Source organism: Pseudomonas sp. PS01297, assembly GCF_029959305.1.
In the GTDB taxonomy this organism is placed as follows: Bacteria; Pseudomonadota; Gammaproteobacteria; order Pseudomonadales; family Pseudomonadaceae; genus Aquipseudomonas; species Aquipseudomonas helleri.
Genome location: NZ_JASCPQ010000027.1, coordinates 1 through 22,840 on the forward strand (window position 1 = coordinate 1; position 22,840 = coordinate 22,840).

The following is a 22,840-nucleotide window of genomic DNA, read 5'->3' on the forward strand; positions in this document are numbered from 1 at the left end:
TGACGCGCAAGGCTTAAAAAGCCTTGTAGGAGCGAGCTTGCCTCGCGATCTTTTAAAAAAATCAAAAGATCGCGAGGCAAGCTCGCTCCTACAAGTTCTTTGCCCACAAAAAAACCGGCCGAAGCCGGTTTTTTTAGACGCTACGGATTACTTGAACTCAGCGTTCTGCAGGCCGTCCAGGTAACGCTCGGTATCCAGTGCCGCCATGCAGCCGGCACCGGCCGAGGTGATGGCTTGACGGTAAACGTGGTCAGCCACGTCGCCCGCCGCAAACACGCCTTCGATGCTGGTCGCAGTGGCGTTGCCTTCACGGCCGCCTTTGACCACCATGTAGCCGTCTTTGAGTTCCAGCTGACCTTCGAACAGCGAGGTGTTCGGGGTGTGGCCGATGGCGATGAACACACCGTCTACTTTGATTTCGTCAAAGCTGCCGTCGTTGTTTTTCAGGCGGGCACCGGTCACGCCCATGTTGTCACCCAGCACTTCGTCCAGGGTGGCGTTCAATTTGAACTCGATCTTGCCTTCAGCTACGCGGGCGTTCAGCTTGTCGATCAGAATTTTCTCGGCGCGGAAGGTTTCGCGGCGGTGAACCAGGGTCACTTTGCTCGCAATGTTGGCCAGGTACAGGGCTTCTTCAACCGCTGTGTTACCGCCGCCCACGACTGCCACCGGCTTGTTGCGATAGAAGAAACCGTCGCAGGTTGCACAGGCCGAAACGCCCTTGCCCATAAAGGCTTCTTCAGACGGCAGGCCCAGATAACGGGCGCTGGCGCCGGTAGCGATGATCAGCGCATCGCAGGTGTAAGTGCCGCTGTCGCCGGTCAGGCTGAACGGTTTGTTTTTCAGATCAACGGCGTTGATGTGATCAAACACGATCTCGGTTTCAAAACGCTCGGCGTGTTCACGCATGCGTTCCATCAGGACCGGGCCGGTCAGGCCGTGTACATCGCCAGGCCAGTTGTCGACTTCAGTAGTGGTGGTCAGTTGACCGCCCGCCTGCATGCCCGTGATCAGCAGTGGTTTGAGGTTAGCCCGGGCAGCGTAAACAGCGGCGCTGTAACCGGCAGGGCCAGAACCCAGAATAATCACACGCGAATGACGTACTTCAGACATGACTCACTCCTATGGCCGCCCGTGTAGAAATAAGGGCGGAACGCCGCTTTACCGGCTGGAATAAAAAGAAACCGCTCACCTGCTCAGGCCAGGTCTGTGACCCGCAGGTCCTGAAAAATGTAGGTGCAGCGTATATAGGCCGCTGAGAGTAAGGAAATACGCATTAACAATCCAGCTCATAGCAGGTCTCTATGTGCTCAAATTCAACATTGGACGTCTTTGTTACAGTTATTGTCGAATCCGCCTCCAGGCTTTCGCCCTGCGCGCAAAGCCGTTAAGGTCGGCCGATTTTCCATTGCCCGGAGCCCACTATGCCCGCCCCTGTTCTATCTGGCCCGCAGTACCTGCGTGAAGGCCTGAAGCTGGTCCTGAGCCCAGGCCTGCGTTTATTCGTGCTGTTGCCGCTGCTGATCAACCTGGTGCTGTTTGTCGGGCTGATTTACTTCGCCGGGCATCAGTTCAGCCTGTGGGTCGACACGTTGATGCCGACGCTGCCCAGCTGGCTGAGCTTTCTCAACTACGTGTTATGGCCGCTGTTTGTGGTGTTGCTCATTCTGATGGTGTTTTTCACCTTCACCATGTTCGCCAACATCATCGCCGCGCCTTTTAACGGGTTTCTCTCGGAGAAAGTCGAAGCCGTGGTGCGCGGGGTCGATAACTCGCCGCCGTTCAGTTGGAGCGAACTGATCGCCATGGTGCCCCGCACACTGGCCCGTGAAATGCGCAAGCTGGGCTACTTTCTGCCCCGCGCGATTGCCTTGCTGATTTTGTCGTTTGTGCCCGTGGTCAACCTGGTCGCCGCGCCGTTGTGGCTGATATTCGGCGTCTGGATGATGGCCATCCAATACATCGACTACCCGGCGGACAACCACAAACTGGGCTGGAACGAGATGCTCGCCTGGCTGCGCCAGAAACGCTGGCAGAGCCTGAGCTTTGGCGGGGTGGTGTATCTGGTGCTGCTGGTGCCCGTGGTCAACCTGCTGATGATGCCTGCCGCCGTGGCCGGGGCAACGCTGTTTTGGGTGCGTGAGCGCGGCGAGGAAGCCTTGACCGTGAAAAAGCCATGAAGGGATAAAAATCACGGCTCTCAGCGCTTCATTAAAAACGCTGAGAGCCGTACAGCACCTAAGCTGTCTCCACGCTGTCTACGGTTCAGTCGCCATAAATTCATCATTTGGCTGACACGTAGCCGACACAGATCACGTTGAGACTGGTGCCATGACAACTGCCCTGCATATTTCCCTGATCACCGAAACGTTTCCACCAGAAATAAACGGCGTGGCCAACACCCTTGGGCGTTTGTTTGATGGCTTGCGCGCTCGCGATCACCATGTGGAGCTGGTGCGCCCTCGTCAGATCTGCGATGGCAATCAACGCAGTAACGATGAGGTGATGCTGTGCCGGGGCTGGTCTATCCCCGGTTATCCGGGACTGCAGTGGGGCATGGCCTCCACCCGTCGCTTGATGAAGCGCTGGCAAGTACAGCGCCCGGACGTGGTGTACATCGCCACCGAAGGCCCGCTTGGGTTATGTGCGCTGCGCGTGGCACGCCGACTGGGTATTGCAGTGGTCAGCGGCTTTCATACCAACTTCCAGCACTACTCCAGCATTTACGGCCTGGGGGTATTTACCCGGCTGCTGACCCAGTATTTGCGCTGGTTCCATAACCGCTCGGCGTTGACCCTGGTGCCCAGCGCCAGCCAGCGGTTTGAACTGCAGCGTCGGCATTTTGATCGCCTGGAGTTGCTGGAGCGCGGGGTCGACAGCCGACTGTTCAGCCCGGCGAAACGCCAAAGCGCCTTGCGCCAGAGTTGGGGATTGGGCGAAGACGATATTGCCCTGCTGCATGTCGGTCGCTTGGCACCCGAGAAGAATCTGGGGGCACTCAAGCACTGCCTGGAAGCCTTGCAGGAGCGCTTCCCGCGGCGCCGCTTCAAGCTGATCATCGTCGGTGACGGGCCCAAACGGGCCGCACTGGAAGCCTCGCTGCCGGATGCGTTTTTTTGTGGCGCTCAATCCGGTGAAGACTTGGCTCGCCACTATGCCTGTGGCGACGTGTTTTTGTTCCCGAGCCTGACCGAAACGTTCGGCAATGTGGTGCTAGAAGCCTTGGCTTCGGGGCTGGGCGTTGTGGCTTATGACGCCGCCGCGGCGGGCCAGCATATTCGTCATGGCTACAACGGCGTGCTGGCCATGCCAGGGGATGAATATGCCTGGATCGACGCTGCCGCCTGGCTCCTTGAAGAGCCGGAAACCCTGCGCACCGTGCGTCTCAATGCGCGCCACCATGCCTGTCGCCAGGGCTGGCCGCAAATTATCGAACAGTTCGAAAACCAGTTGCAGCGCGCCTGCCAAAGCCAGACAGGTCCGTTGCCGCTATCTGAATAAACGCGCCCTGACCTGTGCCGCGCGATCGTGAATCAACAATCATGCAGAGCGCTGATGACATAACTTAAGGGCGCAAAAAAGGCGCCAACAGGCGCCTTTCTTTACTCGCTCACAGGTGAGCGTAGCAGCCGGTATCAGTGCTGATGACCGCCTTCACCATGCACGTGGCCGTGAGCAACTTCTTCTTCGCTCGCGTCACGTACAGCAACAACCTTGACCTTGAAGTTCAGGCGCTGACCCGCCAACGGGTGGTTGCCATCAACGGTTACGTCGTCGCCGTCCAGATCACGGATGGTCACGATTTGCATTTGGCCGTCCGGCGCGGAAGCGTGGAACTGCATGCCGACTTCCAGTTGGTCAACGCCTTCGAACATGCTGCTGCTCAGGGTGCTGACCAGTTCAGCGGAGTATTCGCCGTAAGCGTCTTCTGGCTCAACGGAAACGTCCAGCTCATCACCGACGTTTTTGCCTTCAAGGGCTTTTTCCAGACCTGGAATGATGTTGCCCGCGCCTTGCAGGTAAACCAGCGGAGCGCCGCCAGCAGAACTGTCAATGACATCACCAGCGTCGTTGGTCAGGGTATATTCGATGGAGACTGCCTTGTTGGCGGCGATCGTCATGGGGCGAGACCTTTTGCAAAATAATAATGAGTTCGCAAGTTTAACCAAGCATTCGCACGAAAGCGAACACAACCAAGACCAACGGATAACTTTGAAAACCTCAACAATCATTGGCTGGCGCCAAGATGAAGAGCAGCACTGGGTTGTTGTGCTCTCCTGTGGCCACACCCAGCATCAGCGCCATCAACCGCCCTGGCAGTCACGACCCTGGGTGCTGGACCCTGAGCAGCGGGCAAAAAAAATAGGCCAGCCCTTTCGCTGTGGCTGGTGTGCTCAGGAGGCTGATAGCGTTAACCTTGGCAATTGATTCCAGCACATGGCTCGTTTATCGAGTGTTGCTCTTGCACTGCTACGTCAGGAAGCTCGCATGCAAACTTTCTTTATCGCCCCCACTGATTTTGGTGTGGGCCTGACCTCAATCAGCCTCGGCCTGGTTCGCACCCTGGAGCGTGCAGGCTTGAAAGTCGGCTTTTTCAAGCCCATTGCCCAGCCGCACCCAGGCGACACCGGGCCTGAACGTTCGACCGAACTGGTGGCGCGTACCCACGGCCTCAAGCCGCCACAACCCTTGGGCCTGGCCCACGTTGAGCGCATGCTCGGTGACGGCCAGCTCGATGAGCTGCTCGAAGAGATCATCAGCCTTTATCAGCAAGCCGCCGTTGGCAAAGACGTGTTGATCGTTGAAGGGATGGTGCCCACCCGCACCGCCAGTTACGCGGCGCGCGTCAATTTGCACTTGGCCAAGAGCCTGGATGCAGAAGTGATTCTGGTGTCAGCCCCGGAAAACGAAGTGCTGACCGAGCTCTCCGGCCGGGTTGAGCTGCAAGCGCAGTTGTTCGGCGGGCCGAAAGACCCGAAAGTGCTCGGTGTGATCCTTAACAAAGTGAAAACCGACGAAAGCATGGAAGTGTTTTCAGCGCGCCTCAAAGAGCACTCACCGTTACTGCGGACCGGCGACTTCAAGCTATTGGGCTGCATTCCGTACCAGCCCGAACTCAATGCCCCGCGCACCCGTGACGTGGCCGAGCTGCTCGGCGCGCAGGTGCTGAATGCGGGCGATTATGAAACCCGGCGCATGTCCAAGATCATCCTCTGCGCCCGCACCGTGCTGAACACGCTGCAACTGCTCAAACCCGGCGTGTTGGTGGTAACCCCCGGTGACCGCGACGACATCATCCTGGCCGTCAGCCTGGCCGCCATGAACGGCGTACCGCTGGCGGGCCTGCTGTTGACCAGCGACACCAAACCCGACCCGCGCCTGATGGAGCTGTGCCGTGGGGCCTTGCAAGCCGGGCTGCCCGTGCTGTCGGTGAGCACCGGCTCGTACGACACCGCCAACCAGCTCAATCAGCTCAACAAAGAAATCCCGATCGATGACCGCGAACGCGCAGAAATCATCACTGATTTTGTCGCCAGCCACCTCGACGCGCACTGGCTGCACCAGCGTTGCGGCACGCCACGGGAGATGCGCCTCACGCCTGCGGTGTTCCGCTATCAATTGATCCAGCGCGCCCAACACGCCAACAAGCGCATCGTCTTGCCTGAAGGCAGCGAGCCTTTGACCGTGCAGGCCGCCGCCATTTGCCAGGCCCGCGGTATCGCCCGTTGCGTGCTGCTGGCCAAGCCTGAAGAAGTTCACGCCGTGGCCAAGGCCCATGGGTTTGAACTGCCGCCGGGGCTGGAGATTCTCGACCCGGATGTGATTCGTGGCCGTTATGTCGAACCGATGGTGGCCCTGCGCAAAACCAAAAGCATCAATGCGCCGATGGCCGAGCAGCAACTGGAAGACCCGGTGGTGATCGGCACCATGATGCTCGCGCTGGACGAGGTCGACGGGCTGGTTTCCGGTGTCATCCACTCCACTGCCAATACCATCCGCCCTGCCCTGCAACTGATCAAGACGGCGCCGGGCTGCACCCTGGTGTCGTCGGTGTTCTTCATGTTGTTCCCGGAGCAGGTGCTGGTGTACGGCGATTGCGTGATGAACCCGCACCCGTCGGCCACTGAGCTGGCAGAAATAGCCCTGCAAAGTGCTGACTCGGCCGCAGCGTTCGGCATCACCCCGCGCGTGGCCATGATCAGCTACTCCAGCGGCGACTCTGCCAGCGGTGAAGAAGTCGAAAAAGTCCGTGAAGCCACCCTCCTCGCCCATGAAGCCCAGCGCGCACTGCTCATCGACGGCCCGTTGCAGTACGACGCTGCGGCCAACGAAACAGTGGCTCGCCAACTGGCGCCCAACAGCCAGGTGGCCGGCCGCGCGACGGTGTTTGTCTTCCCCGACCTGAACACCGGCAACACCACGCACAAGGCCGTGCAGCGCAGCGCTGATTGCGTGAGTTTGGGCCCGATGCTGCAAGGCCTGCGCAAACCGGTGAACGATCTGCCCCGTGGTGCGCAAGTGGACGACATCGTCTACACCATCGCCCTGACGGCGATTCAAGCCGCCAACCGACCTATGGATGTGTAAATGCTGGATTTTCTGCCTGCGCCGTTACGCGGCGTCATTGCTTCATTGTTATTGGCGATCAACACAATCGTGTGTTGCACGCCGTTGTTTGTGGTTGCGATCTTTAAGCTGTGCCTGCCGTTCAAGCCCGCGCAACGGGTGACCGACGAGCTGATGCGGCACATTCACCAAGCCTGGGTCGGCAACAACAAACGCTGGATGGACCTGCTGGGCAAAACCCGCTGGCACATCAAGGGCCTCGAAGGGCTGGACTATGAGCACTCGTACCTGGTGACCAGCAACCACCAGAGCTGGGTCGACATCATGGTGCTGCAATACGTGCTCAACAAACGTATCCGCCCGCTGAAGTTCTTCCTCAAGCAAGAGCTGATCTGGGTGCCGGTGATCGGCCTGGCGTGGTGGGCGTTGGGTTTCCCGTTCATGAAACGCTACTCCAAGGCGTACTTGGCCAAACACCCGGAAAAGAAAGGCGCCGACCTGGCGACCACACGCAGAACCTGCGCCAAGTTCAAAAACCAGCCGGTGGGCATTTTCAACTTCGTCGAAGGCACACGCTTCACCGAAGCCAAACACGCCGAACAGCAATCGCCGTTCCGCTACCTGCTCAAACCTAAAGCCGGCGGCATTGCCTTTGTGCTGGATGCAATGGGCGAGCAGTTAAAGTCCATCGTTAACGTGACGATTCATTACCCTGGTGGACGCCCGGGGTATTGGGACTTGCTGTGCGGCAACGTGCGGGATGTGGTGGTGGTGTTTGAAGAGCTGGAGATTCCGGCGGAGTTTATCGGCAAAAACTACGACCAGGACCCGGCCTACAAATTGGCGTTCCAGAGCTGGATCAACCAGCTGTGGGAAGACAAGGACCAGTTGTTGGGCGAGTTGCATCGGCAATACCCGGCACAGTGAAGAAGATCAAAAGCCCCTCACCCTAACCCTCTCCCAAAGGGAGAGGGGACTAAAAGCAAAAGCAGGCCTGCGCAACACCACAAATCAGCTCCCTCTCCCAAAGGGAGAGGGGACTAAAAGCAGAAGCAGGCCTGTGCAGCACCACAAATCAGCTCCCTCTCTCTCCCAAAAGGAGAGGGGACTAAAAGCAGAAGCAGGCCTGTGCAGCACCGCAAATCAGCTCCCTCTCCCTCGGGAGAGGGCTGGGGTGAGGGGAAAATACAGCGCCCAACAAAAAGCCCGCCACCGATTGCTCGGTGGCGGGCTTTTTTAATCGCGGCTTAAATCGCGCCGCGTTGACGCAACAGGTCGAGCACCCGCTTGACGCCTTCTTCGACGGTCAGCGCTTGAGTGTCGATCACCAGGTCGGCATTCAAAGGCACGTCGTACGGGAAGGATTCGCCCGGGATGTTGTCGCCACCCGCTGCATACAGGCCCTGCGGGTCACGCTCGGCGCAGACCGCAGGCGATGCCTGTACATACACCGTGATCAAACGATCATCACCGATCAGCGCTTTGGCCTGTTCACGGCCTTCAGCATCCGGCGCGACGAAAGCCGCCAGGGTCAGCAAGCCCGCTTCGTTGAATTGACGCGCCACGTGGGCAGCACGACGCCAGTTCTCGGTACGGCCCGCGCGGTCCTGCGGCAGACCTTTGTTCAGGTCATGACGCAGGTTTTGACCGTCAAGGACGAACACCGCACGGCCCATGTCGAACAACTTGCGTTCAACTGCGTAAGCCAGGGTGCTTTTACCGGCACCCGACAAGCCGCTGAACAACACGGTCGCCGGTTGTTGGCCGAAGCGCTGGGCACGCTCTTGAGTAGTGACGTGTGCAAGCTCACCGTGATGCGTCGCGCTGCCGTGGCTGACCGGCGAAGCGATGATCATGCCTGCGCCAACAGTGCCGTTGGTCAAACGGTCGATGATGATGAACGAACCGGTGGTGCGGTTGCTTTCATAACCGTCCAGGGCAATCGGTGCGTCGAGGCTGATCTTGACCTTGCCGATCTCGTTCAACTGCAACGCGCTGGCCGGGCCTTCTTCGAGGGTGTTCACATCGACTTTGTTGACGATGCTGGCAATCGAACCCGGCACATAGCTGGTCGCACGCTTGATGTCGTACTTCTTGCCCGGCAGCATCGGCTCTTCAGCCATCCACACCAGCATGGCTTCGAAGTTATCGGTCACCTGCGGCACGTTGTCGGCATGCACCAACAAGTCGCCACGGGAGATGTCGATCTCGTCTTCCATGGTCAGCGTGATCGCCTGGCCAGGACCGGCGTGCTCCAGTTCACCTTCAAAGGTGACAATGGATTTCACACGGCTGCTTTTACCCGACGGCAGCACTACGATCTCGTCGCCCTTATGCACGACGCCGCTGGCCAGCGTACCGGCGAAACCCCGGAAGTTCAGGTTTGGACGGTTCACGTATTGCACCGGGAAGCGCAGGTCGGTGAGGTTGCGGTCGGCCGCGATTTCCACGGTTTCGAGGATTTCCATCAGCGACTGGCCGGTGTACCACGGCGAGCGCTCGGACTTGTTCACCACGTTGTCGCCCTTGAGGGCAGACATCGGCACGAAATGCAGGCTCGAAGGCTTCATTTTCAAGCCTTCAGCGAACTTCAGGTAATCGGCCTTGATCGACTCGAACACACCTTCGTCAAAGTTCTTGAGGTCCATCTTGTTGATGGCCACGACGATGTGCTTGATGCCCAGCAACGAGGCGATAAAGCTGTGACGACGGGTTTGGGTCTGCACGCCGTAACGGGCGTCCACCAGAATGATCGCCAGGTCACAGGTGGACGCACCGGTGGCCATGTTGCGGGTGTACTGCTCATGGCCCGGGGTATCGGCAATGATGAACTTGCGCTTGGCCGTGGAGAAGTAGCGGTACGCCACGTCAATGGTGATGCCCTGCTCGCGCTCGGCTTGCAGGCCGTCGACCAGCAGCGCCAGGTCGATGTCGTCGCCGGTGGTGCCGCTTTTTTTCGAATCGCGGGTAATGGCTTCCAGATGGTCTTCATAGATCATCTTGGAGTCGTGCAGCAGGCGCCCGATCAGGGTGCTCTTACCGTCATCGACGTTGCCGCAGGTCAGAAAGCGCAACATCTCTTTGCGCTCGTGCTGGCCCAGGTAGGCGAGGATGTCCTCGCTGATCAAATCAGATACGTGCGACATGACAACCCCTTAGAAATAACCTTGACGTTTTTTATCTTCCATCGAGCCTGCGCCATCGTGATCGATGACTCGGCCCTGGCGCTCGGAAGTACGCGTAAGGAGCATTTCCTGGATGATGTCGGTCAGGGTTTCTGCCTCGGACTCTACCGCGCCAGTCAGCGGGTAGCAGCCCAGAGTACGGAAGCGGACCTTTTTCTTGACGATGCGCGCCTTGTCTTCGTCAGACAGGTGCTCAAGGATGCGATCGTCGTCGATCATGATCAGTGTGCCGTTCTTCTCGATGACTTCACGCTCAGCCGCAAAGTACAGCGGCACGATCGGGATACCTTCAAGGTAGATGTATTGCCAGATGTCGAGTTCGGTCCAGTTGGACAACGGGAACACGCGAATCGACTCGCCCTTGTTGACGTTGCCGTTGTAGACGTTCCACAACTCGGGGCGCTGGTTTTTTGGGTCCCAGCGGTGTTTGCTGTCACGGAACGAGTACACGCGCTCTTTGGCACGGGACTTTTCTTCGTCGCGACGGGCACCACCGAAGGCGGCATCAAAACCGTGCTTGTCGAGCGCCTGTTTCAGGCCCTCGGTTTTCATGATGTCGGTGTGCTTGGCGCTGCCGTGGGTGAAGGGGTTGATCCCTTGCGCCACGCCGTCCGGGTTTACGTGAGTGATGAGGTCCAGGCCCAGCTCGGCAACCATCTTGTCGCGAAAGCTGTACATCTCCTGGAATTTCCACTGGGTATCGACATGCATCACCGGAAACGGCAGCTTGCCAGGGAAAAATGCCTTGCGGGCAAGGTGCAGCATTACGGCGGAATCTTTACCAATGGAGTACAGCATCACCGGGTTATCGAACTCGGCGGCCACCTCGCGAATGATATGGATGCTCTCCGCCTCCAACTGTTTCAGGTGCGTCAGTTTGTCGACCATGGCTACTCACGAAAGCTATCTTATTAACGGCCTGCGGGCCGTGTTCGAGGGTCGAATGCTAGCACAGCGCCTACTTCTATTGAGGGCGCCAAGTAGACCTAAACGATCTAAGAATAGATCGCCAGGTTTGGCCGCCCCGCCCACTGTAGCCGCTGCCGCAGGCTGCGATGGGTTGCGCAGCAGCCCTGCTTTTGGGGTTAAAAGCGAAGGTCCTGCGGCCCTTATCGCAGCCTTCGGCAGCGGCTACAGATGTTTGCCAAAGTTTTAAATCGGGTTGGGGCAGTCGATGAACAGGTGTTCGAGGGCAAAGCGTCGCGCCAGGTAATCGCCCAGCGCCTGTACGCCGTAACGCTCGGTGGCGTGGTGGCCGGCAGCGATGAAGCTGATGTCGTTTTCCCGCGCACTGTGGAAGGTTTGTTCGGACGCTTCGCCGCTCAAGTACAGGTCAACGCCCGCCAGCACTGCCTGGTCGATATAGCCCTGGCCGCCGCCGGTGCACCAGCCCACGCGGCGAATCATGTCGCTGCCTTCTATCAGTAACGGCTCACGCCCCAGCGCTTCCTGGACACGGCGGGCAAAATCGCGGGCAGTCATCGGTTCGGCCAGTGACCCCACCAGGCCCACAACTTTGTTGTTGGACGGGTCCAGCGGGCCCTCAACGGTGATGTCCAGTTGCCGCGCCAATTGCACGTTATTGCCCACCTCAGGGTGCAGATCGAGTGGCAAGTGATAGGCCAGCAAGCTGATGTCATGCTTGAGCAGGGTTTTAAGACGACGCTGCTTCATACCGGTGACGCACGGATCTTCGCCCTTCCAGAAGTAGCCGTGATGCACCAGGATCAGGTCGGCCTCAGCCTCGACCGCAGCATCCAGCAACGCCTGGCTGGCAGTGACCCCGCTCACAATTCGCAATACTTGCGGGCGGCCTTCGACTTGCAGGCCGTTGGGGCAGTAATCGCTGATTGCAGCGCTGTTCAGGTAACGATTTGCTTCTTCTACCAGCGTGCTCAGGGCGACAGCCATAAAAGACTCCTAAATATAGCGTTCAGAGGCGCTCGGGCACTCGTATAATGGCCGCCATTATGGGCCGTCATGGTGGCTCTGCAACCTTCAGGATTAAGTTCAATGTTCAAGGCTTTGCGTTTTTTTGGCTGGCCATTGCTGGCCGGCGTGCTTATCGCTTTGCTGATTATTCAACGCTATCCAGAGTGGGTTGGCCTGCCGACGCTGGACGTTAATCTGCAACAAGCCCCGCGCACCAGTTATGTGCAGCAAGGCCCTGTGACCTATGCCGACGCCGTGACCCGCGCAGCCCCGGCAGTCGCCAACCTGTACACCACCAAAGTAGTAAACAAAAACGCCAGCCCGCTGTTTGAAGATCCGCAGTTCCGACGCTTTTTCGGCAACAACGCGCCCAAACAAAAGCGTATGGAATCGAGCCTCGGTTCGGGCGTGATCATGAGCCCGGAAGGCTATTTGCTGACCAACAACCACGTGGTGGCAGGTGCTGACCAGATTGTCGTGGCGCTCAAGGACGGTCGAGAAACCCTGGCCCGCATGATCGGCAGCGACCCGGAAACAGACCTGGCCGTGCTCAAGATTGATCTGAAAAACCTGCCCTCGATCACCATTGGTCGCTCTGACGCCTTGCGCATCGGTGACATCGCGCTGGCCATTGGCAACCCGTTTGGCGTGGGTCAAACCACCACCATGGGCATCATCAGCGCCACCGGGCGTAACCAGTTGGGCCTGAACAACTACGAAGACTTTATCCAGACCGATGCCGCAATCAACCCTGGCAACTCGGGCGGCGCGCTGGTGGATGCCAACGGCAACCTGACCGGCATCAACACCGCGATCTTCTCCGAGTCGGGTGGCTCGCAAGGTATTGGCTTTGCGATCCCGATCAACCTGGCGATGGAAGTCATGAAGTCGATTATCGAGCACGGCCAGGTGATCCGTGGCTGGCTGGGGATTGAGGTTCAGTCACTGACGCCGGACCTGGCCGAGTCGTTTGGCATGAATGGACGCCCGGGGATTGTCGTCGCGGGGATCTTCCGTGATGGCCCGGCGCAAAAAGCCGGTATGCAACTGGGTGATGTGATCCTGAGCATTGACGGCGAACCGGCCAACGATGGTCGTCGCTCGATGAACCAGGTGGCCCGCATCAAGCCTTCAGACAAGGTGGCGATTCTGGTCTTGCGCAATGGCAAAGAGCTCAAGCTCACCGCCGAAGTGGGCCTGCGGCCACAGCAAGAACAGCCGGCGCATACCGAGAAGTAAACACCCCTCTGTAGGAGCAAGCTTGCCTCGCGATCTTTTGATCTTAAAAGATCGCGAGGCAAGCTCGCTCCTACAGGTCGTTAGTTAAATATCTGACAACCCTTCAATCAGCGCCGCGTTCTGCTCTGGCGTGCCGATGCTGATGCGCAGGAACTGGGCGATGCGCAGTTGCTTGAAGTGGCGCACGATCACGCCCTGTTCACGCAATTTGGCCGCCAGTGCTGCCGCATCGTGTTCCGGGTGGCGGGCAAAAATAAAGTTCGCCGCCGACGGCAACACTTCAAAACCCAACGCTTTCAACTGACCGACCACGTGCTCGCGGCTGTCGATGACCGCCCGACAGGTCTGCGCGAAATAGTCACGGTCGGCAAAAGCCGCAGCCGCGCCGACGATGGCGATGCGGTCCAGCGGGTAGGAGTTGAAGCTGTTTTTAATCCGTTCCAGGGCTTCGATCAGGTCAGGATGGCCCACCGCCAGGCCCACCCGCAAACCGGCCAGCGAGCGCGATTTGGACAGGGTTTGGGTCACCAGCAGGTTCGGATAGCGGTCCACCAGGCTGATGGCGGTTTCACCACCAAAGTCGATGTAGGCTTCGTCCACCACAACCACTGAGTCCGGGCTGGCCTTGAGCATTTGCTCAATGGCGTCCAGCGCCAGCAAGCAGCCCGTCGGCGCGTTAGGGTTCGGGAAGATGATGCCGCCGTTGGGCTTGGCGTAGTCTGCGGGCTGGATCTGGAACTGCTCATCCAGCGGCACCGCGTCGAACTCGATGCCATAGAGGCCGCAGTACACCGGGTAGAAGCTGTAGCTGATGTCCGGGAACAACAGCGGTTTGTCGTGCTGCAACAGGCCATTGAAGATGTGCGCCAGCACTTCGTCAGAACCGTTGCCGAGAAACACCTGGTTGGTCTGTACGCCGTAATACTCGGCCACCGCCTGCTTGAGCAAGTCGCTGTTCGGATCCGGGTACAGACGCAGGTTGTCGTTAACTTCGGCCTGCATCGCAGCCAGCGCTTTGGGCGATGGCCCGTAAGGGTTCTCGTTGGTGTTGAGCTTGACCAGTTTGGTCAGTTTTGGCTGCTCACCCGGCACGTAGGGCACCAGCTCTTTAACGAACGAACTCCAGAATTTGCTCATGCTTATTGCCCCTGTTCGGTGTCGGCGATGATCCGGTATTCAGCACTGCGGGCGTGGCCGGTCAACGACTCGCCACGGGCCAGAATCGAAGCGGTTTTGCCCAGGTCAGAAGCGCCCTGCTCCGAGCAAAAAATGATCGATGAGCGCTTCTGGAAGTCGTACACACCCAGCGGCGACGAGAAACGTGCGGTACCCGACGTCGGCAATACGTGGTTCGGGCCTGCGCAGTAATCGCCCAGAGCTTCGGAGGTGTGACGGCCCATGAAGATGGCCCCGGCGTGACGGATCTGCGGCAACCAGGCTTGCGGGTCTGCCACCGACAGCTCCAGGTGTTCCGGGGCAATGCGGTTGGCAACGTCCATGGCTTGCTGCATGTCATTCACCAGAATCAACGCGCCACGGCCATTGATTGAGGTGTTGATGATGTCGGCACGTTCCATGGTCGGCAGCAGTTTGGCGATGCTGGCGGCCACTTTGTCGAGGAACTCGGCATCCGGGCTGACCAGAATCGCTTGCGCGTCTTCGTCGTGCTCGGCCTGGGAGAACAGGTCCATGGCAATCCAGTCCGGGTCGGTCAGGCCGTCGCAGACCACGAGGATTTCCGAAGGCCCGGCGATCATATCGATACCCACTTGGCCAAACACATGGCGCTTGGCGGTGGCCACGTAGATGTTGCCCGGCCCGACCACCTTGTCGACTTGCGGCACGCTTTCAGTGCCATAGGCCAGCGCTGCAACGGCCTGGGCGCCACCGATGGTGAACACCCGGTCAACCCCGGCAATGCAGGCAGCAGCGAGAACCAGCTCGTTGATTTCACCACGCGGCGTGGGCACGACCATGACCACTTCGCCCACACCTGCCACTTTGGCCGGGATCGCGTTCATCAACACGGAAGATGGATACGACGCTTTGCCGCCCGGCACGTACAGACCGGCGCGGTCCAGTGGCGTGACCTTCTGCCCCAGCACGGTGCCGTCGGCTTCGGTGTAGCTCCAGGAGTCTTGCTTCTGTTTTTCGTGGTAGCTGCGCACACGCTGTGCGGCTTTTTCCAGCGCTTCACGCTGCGCGTCGGTGATGCGGGTCAAGGCCAGTTCCAGGCGCTCACGCGGCAGGATCAAGTCGGCCATGGAGTTAACGCTCAAGCCGTCAAAACGCTGGGTGAACTCTACCAACGCGGCATCGCCACGCTCGCGAACGGCTTTGATGATGTCGAGCACACGCTGGTTGACCGAGTCGTCAGACACACTTTCCCAGCTCAGCAGATGATCCAGATGCTGCGCGAAGTCCGGGTCAGCAGCGTTGAGTCGGCGAATTGCAGTGGGAGCGGTCATAGCGAGGGCCTCGGTAATGGGCGTTTGCTTGGAATTAAGGGATGCAAGTATCAGGCACGGCAAGACTACCAAGCCATCCGCGTGGGTACCTGAAATTTCTGGCTATTACACGGATGGATGGGCGCGACGTAAAGATGCTGGATCCAGGGTCGCGCAGGTGTGTCAGCCGCGGTGTCGAGACTCGACTGCTTTGCGCAGGGTATCGATCAGGGCTTGAATGCGGGCGTGCTGCATTTTCATCGACGCTTTGTTGACCACCAGACGGGAACTGATGGCGGCGATGAAATCTTGTGGCTCAAGGCCGTTGGCACGCAGGGTGTTACCGGTATCGACGACGTCGATGATTTTGTCGGCCAAGCCGATCAGCGGAGCCAGTTCCATCGAGCCGTAGAGCTTGATGATGTCGACCTGACGGCCTTGTTCGGCGTAGTAACGCTTGGCGATATTGACGAACTTGGTGGCAACGCGCAGGCGGCCTTTAGGTTCGGCGGCGCCGACAGCACCGGCTGTCATCAGCTTGCATTGGGCAATCTGAAGGTCCAGCGGCTCGTAAAGACCCTGGCCGCCGTATTCCATCAGCACATCTTTGCCCGCGACACCGAGGTCGGCGGCACCATGCTCGACATACGTTGGTACATCGGTGGCACGGACGATCAGCAGACGGACGTCCGGCTGGGAGGTCGGGATGATCAGCTTGCGGCTTTTGTCCGGATTCTCGGTCGGCACAATGCCTGCTTCAGCCAGAAGCGGCAGGGTGTCGTCAAGGATACGGCCCTTGGACAGTGCAATGGTCAACATGGGAAACGTAAGTCCTTATCAGGGTACTTATGCCCGGCGCAATCGGCGCCGGACATGCATCGAGCCTGATATCAAGCTCGACTTGAACGATTCAAGGCCAGGTAAGGTAACGCGTGGGAGCGCTTACGTCACCTGGCAGCTGGACACGATCCCTGTGCCCATGATGCCAAACCCCAAAACTAGCCCGGAACGCGGCGGATTTTGGCACCCAGCATTTGCAGTTTTTCTTCGATGCACTCGTAGCCACGGTCTATGTGGTAGATGCGGTCGATCAGGGTGTCGCCTTCAGCCACCAGGGCCGAAATAACCAGGCTGGCCGAAGCACGCAGGTCGGTGGCCATGACCGGCGCGCCTTTGAGCGTTTCAGTGCCGGTGACGATGGCCGTGTTGCCTTCAACCTGGATCTTGGCGCCCATGCGGTGCAGTTCGTAAACGTGCATGAAGCGGTTTTCGAAGATGGTCTCGATCACTGCGCCGGTGCCTTCGGCAATGGCGTTGAGCGAAATGAACTGCGCTTGCATGTCCGTCGGGAACGCCGGGTACGGAGCCGTACGCACGTTGACCGCCTTCGGGCGTTTGCCGTGCATGTTCAGCTCGATCCAGTCTTCGCCGGTGGTGATCTCGGCGCCCGCTTCCTTGAGTTTCTCAAGAACGGCTTCGAGGATGGTCGGATCGGTGTCCTTAACCTTCACGCGACCGCCGGTTACAGCGGCAGCCACCAGGTAAGTACCGGTTTCGATACGGTCCGGCATCACGCGGTAAGTTGCCGGGTGCAGCTCTTTAACGCCATCAATGGTGATGGTGTCAGTTCCAGCGCCGCTTACCTTGGCGCCCATGGCGTTCAGGAAGTTGGCCAGGTCAACCACTTCAGGCTCGCGCGCAGAGTTCTGCAATACGCTGCGGCCATTGGCCAGAGCTGCGGCCATCATGATGTTTTCGGTACCGGTTACGCTGACGGTATCAAAGAAGAAGTTGGCACCGCGCAAGCCGCCTTCTGGCGCCTTGGCCTTGATGTAGCCACCTTCGACGTCAATCACTGCGCCCATGGCTTCTAGGCCGCGGATGTGCAGGTCGACTGGACGCGAGCCGATGGCGCAACCGCCAGGCAGGGCAACTTCTGCTTCACCGAAGCGTGCAACCATCGGGCCCAGCACCAGGATCGACGCACGCATGGTTTTCACCAACTCGTACGGTGCAACCAAGGTCTTGATGGTGTTCGGGTTGATTTCGACGCTGAGCTTCTCGTCGATCACCGGCTCAATGCCCATGCGACCGAACAGCTCGATCATGGTGGTGATGTCATGCAAATGCGGCAGGTTGCCAACCGTGACCGGGCCATTGCACAGCAAGGTCGCAGCCAGAATCGGCAAAGCAGAGTTCTTCGCACCGGAAATACGGATTTCGCCATCAAGACGGGCACCGCCGGTAATAATCAATTTATCCATAACAATCTCGACGCCAAGGGGGCTCAGGTGCGCTCGGCCCAGGCCGCGCGGCTGAAGAATTTCATAGTCACCGCATGGATGCTGCCATCAGCGATCCACGGGTTCAAATGGGTATAGATGCTTTGTTGACGTTTGACCGGGCTCAAGGCCGCCAGCTCGTCACTAATCACGTTCAGCTGAAAGTTGCAGCCTTCGCCTTCAACTTCTACCTGGATTTCAGGCAGCTTCTCTTCAAGAAAGCTCTTAACTTCTACGGCCTGCATGCTCAACCTCAATCGGCGCCTAACGCGCGCGGGTCGGCCATCATACAAAAAAGCCCCGCGCCTGCGAACCCCGTATAACAGGACTCTGACGGGGGGCTTTTTTATAAATGGCTATTAATGATGTGCCAGCAACTCGGTCAGACCCGAAACTTTAGCGATTTCACGCATGTCTTCGGGCAAACCGGTAATGCTCATTGGCTTGTTCAGGGCTTGTGCGTCACGGATGTAGCACAGCAGTAGGGACAAGCCCACGCTGCTGGACTTGGTGACCGCCGAGCAATCCACCACCAGGGCTTTGGCCAAGGCCTTTTTGATCAGGGCCTGGCCTTCCTTGCGCAAGCGCGGGCCAGTCTGATAGTCGAGTACGCCACTCAGGCGCAGCTCGCTTTCGCCAGCCAGGGTTATGGCGGCGTCAGTCATTGGCTCAGCTTCTCGTCGGTTTTTTCCTTGGCCTTGGCGACTTCGCCGGCCCAGCCATCAATGGTCTTGTCCAGATCATTGCCGTTGCGCTGCATGGCATCGGCGAACTGATCACGGAACAACTTGCCGATGTTGATACCGTTGATGATGACGTTACGTACTTTCCACTCGCCATCCACTTGGGTCAGCGTGTAGGAAACAGGGTAAACCGCACCATTGGCACCTTTGACCGTCATCGGTACAGAGACATTATCGCCATTGGTCTGTTGCTTGGCGTCACCGACGCTGATGCCCTCGTTCTTGAACTCAAGCAAGGCGTTGCCGTAAAACTGGATCAGGCTGCGCTTGAAGTTGTCCTGAAAGCGCTGCATCTGTGCGGGGGTGGCCCTGCGCGAATACTTGACGGTCATGATGCTTTTGGAAACACCGTCAACGTCCACAACCGGCCCAACGATGTTGTTCAGGGCATCGTAAAACTCGGTCGGGCTTGCTTTGTATTTTTCTTTGTTGGCGGACAGGTCAGCCAGCAGTCGAGTGGTGGTGTCGGTCACGATGTCATGGGGAGACTGACCCGGCGCAGCACTCGCCATCATCGGCAAAGCCGCCGCCAACATTACCAGCAGGCCACGGCGCAAGAGAGAAATCATCTTAAGGCTCCTTATTTGGCTTCTTTGCTAACGGTGTTCATGAGGAACTTGCCGATCAGGTCTTCGAGGACCAGCGACGATTGCGTGTCGTGAATGGTGCCGCCATCCTTGAGCACAACGTCATCCCCGCCCACGCTGATACCGATGTACTTCTCGCCCAACAGCCCGGCTGTGAGGATAGACGCTGTCGAGTCCGTCGGCAGGTTATTCACATCCTTTTCCACTTGCAGGGTGACGCGTGCCGTGAAGTTGTCACGGTCCAGGTCAATTGCCGTGACCTTGCCGATGGTGACGCCTGCCATGGTGACTTTGGCGCGCACCGTCAGACCGGCGATGTTGTCAAAGTAGGCATAGAGTTTGTAGGTGTCCGTGCTGGCAGTCGGCGACAGCCCACTGACTCGCAGGGCAAGTAACAGTAAAGCCAGGATGCCAGCCAGCAGGAACAGGCCGACACCGATTTCCATGGTGCGGTTTTGCATCAGAAATCTCCAAACATCAAGGCAGTCAAAATGAAGTCCAACCCGAGGACTGCCAGAGAGGCATACACCACGGTTTTGGTAGTGGCACGGCTGATCCCCTCTGATGTGGGCTCGCAGTCATAACCTTGAAACACAGCAATCCAGGTCACTACAAAAGCAAACACGATACTTTTGATGATCCCGTTAATCACGTCACCACTGAAGGTCACACTGTTCTGCATGTTGGCCCAGTAGGAACCGTCGTAGACACCCAGCCAGTCGACTGCCACCCACGAACCGCCCCAGATCCCGACCACACTGAAAATCATCGCCAACACCGGCAGGGAAATGAACCCGGCCCACAAACGTGGCGCAATGATGTATTTGAGCGGGTCAACACCGATCATTTCCAGGCTGGACAACTGTTCGGTTGATTTCATGTTGCCGATTTCGGCGGTCAGCGCCGACCCGGCACGCCCGGCGAACAGCAAGGCAGTCACCACCGGCCCCAGCTCACGCAACAGGGTCAAGGCAACCATTTGCCCTACCGCCTGCTCGGAACCGTAGCTGGACAAGATACTGAAGCCCTGCAGCGCCAGCACCATGCCGATAAAAATACCGGACACCACGATGATGACCAGCGACATGACGCCCACAGAGTGCAGTTGTTTGAGCAACAGCCCAAACCCGCCGCCAATGCCGCCACGCCCAAGCAATGCATGGAACAGGAAGATGGTCGAACGGCCCAGTACCGAGACCATGTCGATCCCGGCTCTGCCGAATAACCCGATTCGGTCAATCATTGATTTTTTGGGCATTAACGCTTCCCCAGAAGATCGGTTCGGTAGTCCGACGCCGGAAAATGGAACGGAACCGGGCCGTCCGGATCGCCGTTCATGAATTGACGAATGCGCGGGTTATCCGCATTCATCAGTTCTTCTGGCGTGCCCTGCCCCAGTACCTGGCCATCGCCAACGACATAGAGATAGTCAGAAATACTCGCCGTCTCCGCCAGGTCGTGGGACACCACAATGCTGGTGATGCCCAACGCGTCGTTGAGCAGACGGATCAGCCGCACCAGAACCCCCATGGCAATCGGGTCCTGGCCAACAAAGGGTTCGTCATACATCAGGATTTGCGGATCCATGGCAATCGCCCGCGCCAGGGCTACCCGGCGCTTCATGCCGCCCGACAGCTCATCGGGCATCAGATCGATTGCCCCGCGCAGCCCCACGGCCTGCAATTTAAGCAGCACGATGTCACGGATCATGTCTTCTGGCAGTTGGGTGTGAACCCGCAGCGGGAACGCTACGTTTTCGAACACGTCCAGGTCGGTGAACAACGCGCCACTCTGGAACAACACGCCCATGTGCTTGCGCGCATCGAACAGGTCGCTGCGTGACAGGGTCGGCAGATTCTGGCCATTGACCCACACTTCGCCGCTGCTGGGACGCAGTTGCATGCCCATCAAACGTAACAGGGTAGTCTTGCCGCAGCCGGACGGGCCCATGATTCCCGTGACTTTGCCACGCGGAATTCGAATATCGACATTATTGAAGATGCTGCGCGAACCGCGCTTGAAGGACACTCCCTTCAGCTCGACCGCGTAGGCGTTATCGGCGCTCATCTAAACTCCTTGCGATGCAGCTTCTGCCTCTCACCCGGACACCATGCTTCTTATTAAGAAGCTCGCGCTCCTGAGCGGGCCGAACTGGCGGCGAACTATAGCACTGCTGATACTGACCGCCCAAGACCGAAGGAGTGCCCTCACAGGTTCCAGACAGTTAATAAATGCCAAATTAACCGCAGTCCTGACACTGACTTGTAACCTGGTGCAACAAAGCATCACGATCAAGCGTGAGGGAATTGCGCATAACCGCTATAATCGTCGCCTTTTCTCAGGCTACCCGACTTCAAACATGAGCCAATCCAGCGACCTGATTCAATCTGCCCACCGTACTATCCGTCTTGAACTGGAAGCCGTCGAAGGTTTGCTGGCTCATATCGACGCTGATTTCGTACGCGCTTGCGAGATGATTCTGGCAAGTAAAGGCCGGGTTGTCGTGGTCGGCATGGGCAAATCCGGGCATGTCGGCAATAAAATTGCCGCCACCCTGGCCAGCACCGGCACCACGGCTTTTTTTGTTCATCCCGCAGAAGCCAGCCATGGCGACATGGGCATGATCACCAGCGATGACATCATTCTGGCCTTGTCGAACTCCGGCACCACGGCCGAAATCGTTACCCTGCTGCCACTGATCAAGCGCCTGGGCATCAAGCTGATCAGCGTGACCGGCAACCCGAACTCGACGCTGGCCAAAGCCGCCGAGGTGAACCTCAACGTTCATGTTGCCCACGAAGCCTGCCCACTGAACCTGGCGCCGACTTCCTCGACCACCGCAGCGCTGGTCATGGGCGACGCCCTGGCCGTGGCATTGCTCGAAGCGCGCGGCTTTACCGCCGAAGACTTCGCCTTCTCGCACCCCGGTGGCGCCCTGGGCCGTCGCCTGCTGCTGAAAGTCGACAACGTGATGCACTCTGGCGATGAACTGCCAAACGTGGTCCGCGGCACCTTGCTTAAAGACGCCTTGATGGAAATGACCCGCAAAGGCCTTGGCATGACCGTTGTCGTTGAAGAAGACGGGCGACTGGCCGGGATCTTCACTGACGGCGACTTGCGCCGCACCCTGGACCGCGAAATCGATATTCGCAATGCAACCATCGATTCGGTCATGACGCCGCACGGCAAAACGGCCAAGGCCGACATGCTGGCCGCCGAAGCCCTGAAAATCATGGAAGACCACAAGATCAGCGCGCTGGTCGTGGTCGACAAGGATGATCGCCCGGTGGGCGCCTTGAACATGCACGACTTGTTGCGCGCAGGAGTAATGTAATGACCAGCGATCTGCTTGAGCGTGGCAAACACATCAAACTCGCTGTTTTTGACGTCGACGGTGTACTGACCGACGGTCGCCTGTACTTCCTCGAAGACGGCAGCGAATTCAAGACCTTCAACACTCTGGACGGCCAAGGCATCAAGATGCTGATGGCTGGCGGTGTGCAGACCGCAATCATCAGTGGTCGCAAGACCCCGGTCGTTGAACGGCGCGCACAAAACCTGGGCATCCCGCACCTCTATCAGGGGCGCGAAGATAAATTGGTGGTATTGGACGAGCTTCTCGGCCAACTCGGCCTAAGCTATGAACAGGTTGCCTACTTGGGTGACGACCTGCCCGACCTGCCCGTCATACGCCGGGTCGGCCTGGGCATGGCGGTGGCCAACGCTGCCGGTTTTGTTCGCGAGCACGCCCACGGCACTACCCAGGCACGCGGTGGCGAAGGTGCCGCCCGCGAATTTTGCGAGCTGATCCTGCGCGCTCAAGGGCGCCTTGATGCAGCCCTCGCCGCCTACTTATAG

General features: G+C 58.6%; 23 protein-coding genes. 8 read left to right on the top strand and 15 right to left on the bottom strand.

Annotated elements, in window-relative coordinates:
- Nucleotides 1-147 precede the first annotated feature (147 nt).
- Complete coding sequence (trxB, locus tag QMX84_RS10465; RefSeq protein WP_048368315.1) at nucleotides 148-1,113, bottom strand: thioredoxin-disulfide reductase; 966 nt, start codon at nucleotides 1,111-1,113, stop codon at nucleotides 148-150.
- Between the two features lie 311 nt (nucleotides 1,114-1,424).
- On the opposite strand from trxB, the gene cysZ reads away from it, so the two are divergent.
- Complete coding sequence (cysZ, locus tag QMX84_RS10470) at nucleotides 1,425-2,180, top strand: sulfate transporter CysZ (RefSeq protein ID WP_282363777.1); 756 nt, start codon at nucleotides 1,425-1,427, stop codon at nucleotides 2,178-2,180.
- A gap of 151 nt (nucleotides 2,181-2,331) precedes the next feature.
- Entirely contained in the window at nucleotides 2,332-3,501 is a 1,170-nt protein-coding gene (locus QMX84_RS10475; protein ID WP_262124775.1) for a glycosyltransferase family 1 protein, read from the top strand.
- A gap of 134 nt (nucleotides 3,502-3,635) precedes the next feature.
- Here QMX84_RS10475 and QMX84_RS10480 read toward each other — a convergent pair whose 3' ends face one another.
- Nucleotides 3,636-4,121, bottom strand: a complete 486-nt coding sequence (locus QMX84_RS10480) for a peptidylprolyl isomerase (protein ID WP_048368319.1) — start codon at nucleotides 4,119-4,121, stop codon at nucleotides 3,636-3,638.
- On the opposite strand from QMX84_RS10480, the gene QMX84_RS10485 reads away from it, so the two are divergent.
- From QMX84_RS10485 to QMX84_RS10495, 3 genes are read left to right on the top strand one after another with little or no spacing between them, the layout of a single operon-like run.
- Nucleotides 4,090-4,428, top strand: coding sequence for a DUF3565 domain-containing protein (locus QMX84_RS10485; protein ID WP_262124774.1), 339 nt, complete (start codon nucleotides 4,090-4,092; stop codon nucleotides 4,426-4,428). The two genes, QMX84_RS10480 and QMX84_RS10485, sit on opposite strands and share 32 nt — an antisense overlap.
- A 60-nt stretch (nucleotides 4,429-4,488) precedes the next feature.
- Nucleotides 4,489-6,588 carry a phosphate acetyltransferase gene (gene pta, locus QMX84_RS10490; protein ID WP_048368321.1) on the top strand — a complete coding sequence of 700 codons (2,100 nt, stop codon included), beginning with the start codon at nucleotides 4,489-4,491 and terminating at the stop codon, nucleotides 6,586-6,588.
- The gene (locus tag QMX84_RS10495; RefSeq protein WP_282363778.1) at nucleotides 6,589-7,494 is read left to right on the top strand and encodes an acyltransferase; all 906 of its coding nucleotides are present in this window, start codon (nucleotides 6,589-6,591) and stop codon (nucleotides 7,492-7,494) included. It begins immediately after the preceding gene.
- 320 nt (nucleotides 7,495-7,814) lie between these two features.
- On the opposite strand, the gene cysN is transcribed toward QMX84_RS10495, so the two are convergent.
- The 3 genes from cysN to QMX84_RS10510 all read right to left on the bottom strand — a co-directional run bounded on the left by cysN (nucleotide 7,815) and on the right by QMX84_RS10510 (nucleotide 11,663).
- Nucleotides 7,815-9,713: a sulfate adenylyltransferase subunit CysN gene (gene cysN / locus QMX84_RS10500; protein ID WP_278942231.1), complete on the bottom strand. Its 1,899-nt coding sequence runs from the start codon at nucleotides 9,711-9,713 to the stop codon at nucleotides 7,815-7,817.
- Nucleotides 9,714-9,722: 9 nt separating this feature from the next.
- Nucleotides 9,723-10,640: a sulfate adenylyltransferase subunit CysD gene (cysD, locus tag QMX84_RS10505; RefSeq protein ID WP_048368327.1), complete on the bottom strand. Its 918-nt coding sequence runs from the start codon at nucleotides 10,638-10,640 to the stop codon at nucleotides 9,723-9,725.
- A gap of 264 nt (nucleotides 10,641-10,904) precedes the next feature.
- Nucleotides 10,905-11,663, bottom strand: a complete 759-nt coding sequence (locus QMX84_RS10510; RefSeq protein WP_262124772.1) for a Nif3-like dinuclear metal center hexameric protein — start codon at nucleotides 11,661-11,663, stop codon at nucleotides 10,905-10,907.
- A gap of 102 nt (nucleotides 11,664-11,765) precedes the next feature.
- Here QMX84_RS10510 and algW point away from each other — a divergent pair, with 102 nt between their 5' ends.
- Nucleotides 11,766-12,923 (top strand): Do family serine endopeptidase AlgW, encoded by a 1,158-nt coding sequence (gene algW / locus QMX84_RS10515; RefSeq protein ID WP_048368331.1) that lies wholly within the window; start codon nucleotides 11,766-11,768, stop codon nucleotides 12,921-12,923.
- 84 nt (nucleotides 12,924-13,007) lie between these two features.
- On the opposite strand, the gene hisC is transcribed toward algW, so the two are convergent.
- The 10 genes from hisC to QMX84_RS10565 form a co-directional block, all read right to left on the bottom strand.
- The gene (hisC, locus tag QMX84_RS10520; protein ID WP_262124770.1) at nucleotides 13,008-14,060 is read right to left on the bottom strand and encodes a histidinol-phosphate transaminase; all 1,053 of its coding nucleotides are present in this window, start codon (nucleotides 14,058-14,060) and stop codon (nucleotides 13,008-13,010) included.
- 2 nt (nucleotides 14,061-14,062) lie between these two features.
- Entirely contained in the window at nucleotides 14,063-15,391 is a 1,329-nt protein-coding gene (hisD, locus tag QMX84_RS10525; protein ID WP_123749617.1) for a histidinol dehydrogenase, read from the bottom strand.
- A gap of 162 nt (nucleotides 15,392-15,553) precedes the next feature.
- Nucleotides 15,554-16,189, bottom strand: a complete 636-nt coding sequence (gene hisG, locus QMX84_RS10530) for an ATP phosphoribosyltransferase (RefSeq protein ID WP_048390272.1) — start codon at nucleotides 16,187-16,189, stop codon at nucleotides 15,554-15,556.
- Nucleotides 16,190-16,368: 179 nt separating this feature from the next.
- A complete protein-coding gene (gene murA / locus QMX84_RS10535) occupies nucleotides 16,369-17,634 on the bottom strand; it encodes a UDP-N-acetylglucosamine 1-carboxyvinyltransferase (protein ID WP_048368338.1) in 1,266 nt (421 codons plus the stop codon).
- 23 nt (nucleotides 17,635-17,657) lie between these two features.
- Nucleotides 17,658-17,897 (bottom strand): BolA family protein, encoded by a 240-nt coding sequence (locus QMX84_RS10540; RefSeq protein WP_048368340.1) that lies wholly within the window; start codon nucleotides 17,895-17,897, stop codon nucleotides 17,658-17,660.
- 114 nt (nucleotides 17,898-18,011) lie between these two features.
- Nucleotides 18,012-18,317, bottom strand: coding sequence for an STAS domain-containing protein (locus tag QMX84_RS10545; protein ID WP_048390273.1), 306 nt, complete (start codon nucleotides 18,315-18,317; stop codon nucleotides 18,012-18,014).
- A complete protein-coding gene (locus QMX84_RS10550) occupies nucleotides 18,314-18,964 on the bottom strand; it encodes an ABC transporter substrate-binding protein (protein ID WP_123749615.1) in 651 nt (216 codons plus the stop codon). The genes QMX84_RS10545 and QMX84_RS10550 overlap by 4 nt, the downstream gene beginning before the upstream one ends.
- An 11-nt stretch (nucleotides 18,965-18,975) precedes the next feature.
- The gene (mlaD, locus tag QMX84_RS10555) at nucleotides 18,976-19,443 is read right to left on the bottom strand and encodes an outer membrane lipid asymmetry maintenance protein MlaD (RefSeq protein ID WP_048368345.1); all 468 of its coding nucleotides are present in this window, start codon (nucleotides 19,441-19,443) and stop codon (nucleotides 18,976-18,978) included.
- Nucleotides 19,443-20,240 (bottom strand): lipid asymmetry maintenance ABC transporter permease subunit MlaE, encoded by a 798-nt coding sequence (mlaE, locus tag QMX84_RS10560; protein ID WP_048368347.1) that lies wholly within the window; start codon nucleotides 20,238-20,240, stop codon nucleotides 19,443-19,445. Before mlaE ends, mlaD begins: the two co-directional genes overlap by 1 nt.
- Nucleotides 20,240-21,049: an ATP-binding cassette domain-containing protein gene (locus QMX84_RS10565; protein WP_048368349.1), complete on the bottom strand. Its 810-nt coding sequence runs from the start codon at nucleotides 21,047-21,049 to the stop codon at nucleotides 20,240-20,242. The genes mlaE and QMX84_RS10565 overlap by 1 nt, the downstream gene beginning before the upstream one ends.
- 292 nt (nucleotides 21,050-21,341) lie before the next feature.
- Here QMX84_RS10565 and QMX84_RS10570 point away from each other — a divergent pair, with 292 nt between their 5' ends.
- Together QMX84_RS10570 and QMX84_RS10575 are read left to right on the top strand one after the other, a co-directional pair.
- Nucleotides 21,342-22,316, top strand: a complete 975-nt coding sequence (locus tag QMX84_RS10570; protein ID WP_153333327.1) for a KpsF/GutQ family sugar-phosphate isomerase — start codon at nucleotides 21,342-21,344, stop codon at nucleotides 22,314-22,316.
- Complete coding sequence (locus QMX84_RS10575) at nucleotides 22,316-22,840, top strand: HAD family hydrolase (RefSeq protein WP_048390280.1); 525 nt, start codon at nucleotides 22,316-22,318, stop codon at nucleotides 22,838-22,840. Before QMX84_RS10570 ends, QMX84_RS10575 begins: the two co-directional genes overlap by 1 nt.